Here is a 3,298-nt window from a genome sequence, read left to right as displayed (position 1 = left end):
GATGAAAACGGAAGAGATTATCAAATCAATCGAAGCCGAGTATCTCAAGAGCGATCTGCCCATTATCCATGTCGGTGACACGATCCGGGTAGGGGTGCGAATCGTTGAAGGAGATAAAGAGCGGATTCAGCCCTACGAGGGTATTGTCATCGCCAAACGCCATGGCGGTATCAACGAAACGATTACAGTACGCAAAGTCTTCCAGGGTGTGGGAGTAGAAAGAGTTTTCCTGCTCCACTCGCCCCGGGTTGCCAATATCAAGATCATCCGTCGTGGTAAAGTACGTCGGGCGAAACTCTACTATCTGCGCGATCGGGTTGGCAAAGCCACCAGGGTCCAAGAACGTTTCGATCGCCCCCTCTAAAAAATTTCCGGCGACAGCCTAACCAAGAAAGTTGCTTAATCGCCAACAACTACGCTATAATAAATAAAGGCCTTAAAAAAGCCCAATAGTTTAGCGAATGGGCGCTCTTAGTTCAGTTGGTAGAACGCAGGTCTCCAAAACCTGATGTCGGGGGTTCAAGTCCTCCAGGGCGCGTTTGGTAATCACCAAGCCGATAATTGCAAAGGACATAATCTAAATGTCTGGGGGTTAGTGTGGGTTGTCCGGTGAAAATGATAAGTTAAGGATAGCTTGAGTATCATTTTAAGGAGTAGCGATCGTGGCCAAAAAAGAAACCCTAGAAAAAGACGCGAGCGACAAGAAAGAGGGAAGCTCCTTTCAGGTCAAGGAATTCGTCAATGAAACCAAAGAAGAACTCGCCAAAGTCGTCTGGCCTTCCCGTCAGCAACTTTTGAGCGAATCGGCGGCGGTGATGTTAATGGTGACTTTGGTAGCCACTCTCATCTATCTAATCGATAAATTCTTTGCCTGGGGTGCGGGGAAGGTGTTCCCATGAGTCTAGAAGAAGAGCAGTTTCCCGAAGAACTCAATCTTAGCGACCTACCGAAAAAACCCCGTTGGTATGCCGTGCAGGTGGCTTCCGGTTGTGAGAAACGGGTCAAAGCTAATTTGGAACAGCGCATCCACACCCTCGATGTGGCCGATCGCATTCTGCAAGTTCAGATTCCCCAAGCGGCCACCGTCAAAGTCCGCAAGGATGGCTCACGGCAACACGGCGAGGAAAAAGTCTTCCCGGGTTATGTCCTGATCAGAATGATCATGGATGATGACGCTTGGCAGGTGGTGAAAAACACCCCCCATGTGATCAACTTTGTCGGGGCCGAACAAAAACGGCACTACGGACGCGGCCGCGGTCACGTCACCCCGCTACCCTTGAGTATGTCAGAAGTTGATCGCATCTTCAAACAAGCTCAGATTCAAGAACCGGTCGTCAAAATCAATATGGAAGTTGGCGATCAAATCTTAGTCCTATCCGGTCCATTTAAGGACTTTGAAGGGGAAGTGATCGAAGTTAGTCCCGAGCGCGGCAAACTCAAGGCCCTGCTCTCCATTTTTGGTCGGGATACCCCGGTCGAATTGGAATTTAATCAAGTCGAAAAACAAAACTAAATCATGGCTAAAAAAGTCGTCGCAATTATTAAACTAGCTTTACCTGCTGGTAAGGCTAACCCTGCTCCTCCCGTGGGTCCTGCTTTAGGTCAACACGGGGTGAATATTATGGCGTTTTGTAAAGATTACAACGCTAAAACCGCCGATCAGGCCGGGATGATCATCCCTGTGGAAATTTCCGTTTTTGAGGATCGGAGTTTTACCTTTGTCCTCAAAACTCCCCCCGCTTCCGTTCTCATCCGTAAAGCGGCTGGTGTGGAAAGAGGTTCCAACGAACCTAACAAGAAATTTGTCGCCACCATTACCCGCGACCAATTACGCGAAATCGCCCAAACTAAAATGCCCGATCTTAACGCTAACGACATCGAAGCGGCCATGAATATTGTGGCGGGAACGGCCAGAAATATGGGTGTCAAGATCTCAGACTAAATCTTATTACGGGGAGAAGTTAAGCTTCGTTATTACCCAAGGAGCAACAAATCAGATGGTAAAAAAAGTTTCACGACGTTTGCGAGATGCCCAGGCTAAGGTAGAAAATAAAGCCTACGAGCCATTAGAGGCACTAACATTATTAAAGGAATTAGCGACGGCGAAATTCGACGAAACCGCCGAAGCTCATATTCGTTTAGGCATCGATCCTAAATATACCGACCAACAACTGCGGACAACGGTAAGTTTACCCAAAGGAACCGGACGCACGGTGCGAGTAGCGGTCATTACTCGCGGGGAAAAGGTACAGGAAGCGAACAACGCCGGGGCCGATATCGTTGGTTCGGAAGAATTAATCGAAGAAATCGCCAAGGGGATGATGGATTTCGAGGTGTTAATCGCCACCCCCGATATGATGCCGAAAGTGGCGAAATTAGGTCGTCAACTTGGTCCACGGGGTTTAATGCCTTCACCGAAAGGGGGAACCGTAACCACGGATTTAACGGGAGCGATCTCTGAGTTTAAAGCGGGTAAATTGGAATTCCGGGCCGATCGCACTGGGATCGTTCACGTTCAATTTGGTAAAGCTTCTTTTAGTGCTGAGGATCTGTTAGTTAATTTGAAAGCTTTACAGGAAACGGTGGACAGAAACCGTCCTTCTGGGGCCAAGGGGCGTTACTGGCGCACAGTTTACGTTTCTTCCTCCATGGGTCCATCGATTCAAGTGGATATTAGCACCCTGCGGGATCTGAAATTAGCCGAAGGTTAATGACAGTTATTTTTCTTTGAAAAAGCCTCCAAGTAATTGGGGGTGTTTTTTTAGCTTGATCGCCCGATTGATATAGAATCAAAAGGCTACACTCAAGATTAATCGCTTGAATTGTTCTCTTGTATCTGTTCCTAAAGCCAGCGTGTGGATTGTAGATTCCCCTAATACCCGTATTTTAGCCCCTAGTGCGATCGCTCTTGGTAACTTTGATGGTTTGCACCTAGGTCATCAAACCGTCCTACAGCCAATTTTTCAGGATGAACCCGCTTATCCCACCGTTGTTAGTTTTACTCCCCACCCGCGGGAATTTTTTACGGGGGAAAAATGGCAGTTATTAACTCCTCTAGGGGAAAAGGTGGAGGTTTTAGAGAATTTAGGCGTTAAACAATTGGTTTTACTGCCTTTCTCTGCTCAATTAGCTTCCCTGACTCCCTTGGCTTTTGTCGAACAGATTTTAGTAGAAAAATTACAGGCTAAATCGATCAGTGTTGGTCAAGATTTTCGCTTCGGTTATCGTCGTCAAGGTACAGCCGAAGATTTATTACAGATCGCCTCTCAATTTAATATTAAAGTCGAGATTGTTGGTT

General features: G+C 47.2%; 5 protein-coding genes, 1 tRNA gene and 1 pseudogene. All 7 read left to right on the top strand.

The features are described 5' to 3' along the window. Position 1 precedes the first annotated feature (1 nt). On the top strand, positions 2-364 hold the full coding sequence (rplS, locus tag PX484_RS17340) for a 50S ribosomal protein L19 (protein ID WP_002754314.1): 363 nt from the start codon (positions 2-4) through the stop codon (positions 362-364). Between the two features lie 101 nt (positions 365-465). Further along, positions 466-538, top strand: a tRNA-Trp gene (locus PX484_RS17335). A 124-nt stretch (positions 539-662) separates the two neighbouring features. Further along, positions 663-899, top strand: coding sequence for a preprotein translocase subunit SecE (secE, locus tag PX484_RS17330; protein WP_002737505.1), 237 nt, complete (start codon positions 663-665; stop codon positions 897-899). Further along, positions 896-1,513: a transcription termination/antitermination protein NusG gene (gene nusG / locus PX484_RS17325; protein WP_002800219.1), complete on the top strand. Its 618-nt coding sequence runs from the start codon at positions 896-898 to the stop codon at positions 1,511-1,513. The genes secE and nusG overlap by 4 nt, the downstream gene beginning before the upstream one ends. A gap of 3 nt (positions 1,514-1,516) precedes the next feature. After that, positions 1,517-1,942, top strand: coding sequence for a 50S ribosomal protein L11 (rplK, locus tag PX484_RS17320; RefSeq protein WP_002735897.1), 426 nt, complete (start codon positions 1,517-1,519; stop codon positions 1,940-1,942). A gap of 55 nt (positions 1,943-1,997) precedes the next feature. Next, the gene (gene rplA, locus PX484_RS17315) at positions 1,998-2,711 is read left to right on the top strand and encodes a 50S ribosomal protein L1 (protein WP_002765993.1); all 714 of its coding nucleotides are present in this window, start codon (positions 1,998-2,000) and stop codon (positions 2,709-2,711) included. Positions 2,712-2,853: 142 nt separating this feature from the next. Beyond that, a pseudogene (locus tag PX484_RS17310) lies at positions 2,854-3,298 on the top strand (bifunctional riboflavin kinase/FAD synthetase); the annotation flags it as partial.

It is taken from the genome of Microcystis sp. M49636_WE2 (assembly GCF_030065375.1).
Lineage (GTDB): Bacteria > Cyanobacteriota > Cyanobacteriia > Cyanobacteriales > Microcystaceae > Microcystis > Microcystis aeruginosa_C.
This window is presented reverse-complemented; position numbering and strand designations above follow the sequence as displayed.

Coding starts and splice junctions, on each gene's coding strand:
- rplS (WP_002754314.1), top strand. CDS start 2: ATGAAAACGGAAGAGATTATCAAATCAATCGAAGCCGAGTATCTCAAG.
- nusG (WP_002800219.1), top strand. CDS start 896: ATGAGTCTAGAAGAAGAGCAGTTTCCCGAAGAACTCAATCTTAGCGAC.
- rplK (WP_002735897.1), top strand. CDS start 1,517: ATGGCTAAAAAAGTCGTCGCAATTATTAAACTAGCTTTACCTGCTGGT.
- rplA (WP_002765993.1), top strand. CDS start 1,998: ATGGTAAAAAAAGTTTCACGACGTTTGCGAGATGCCCAGGCTAAGGTA.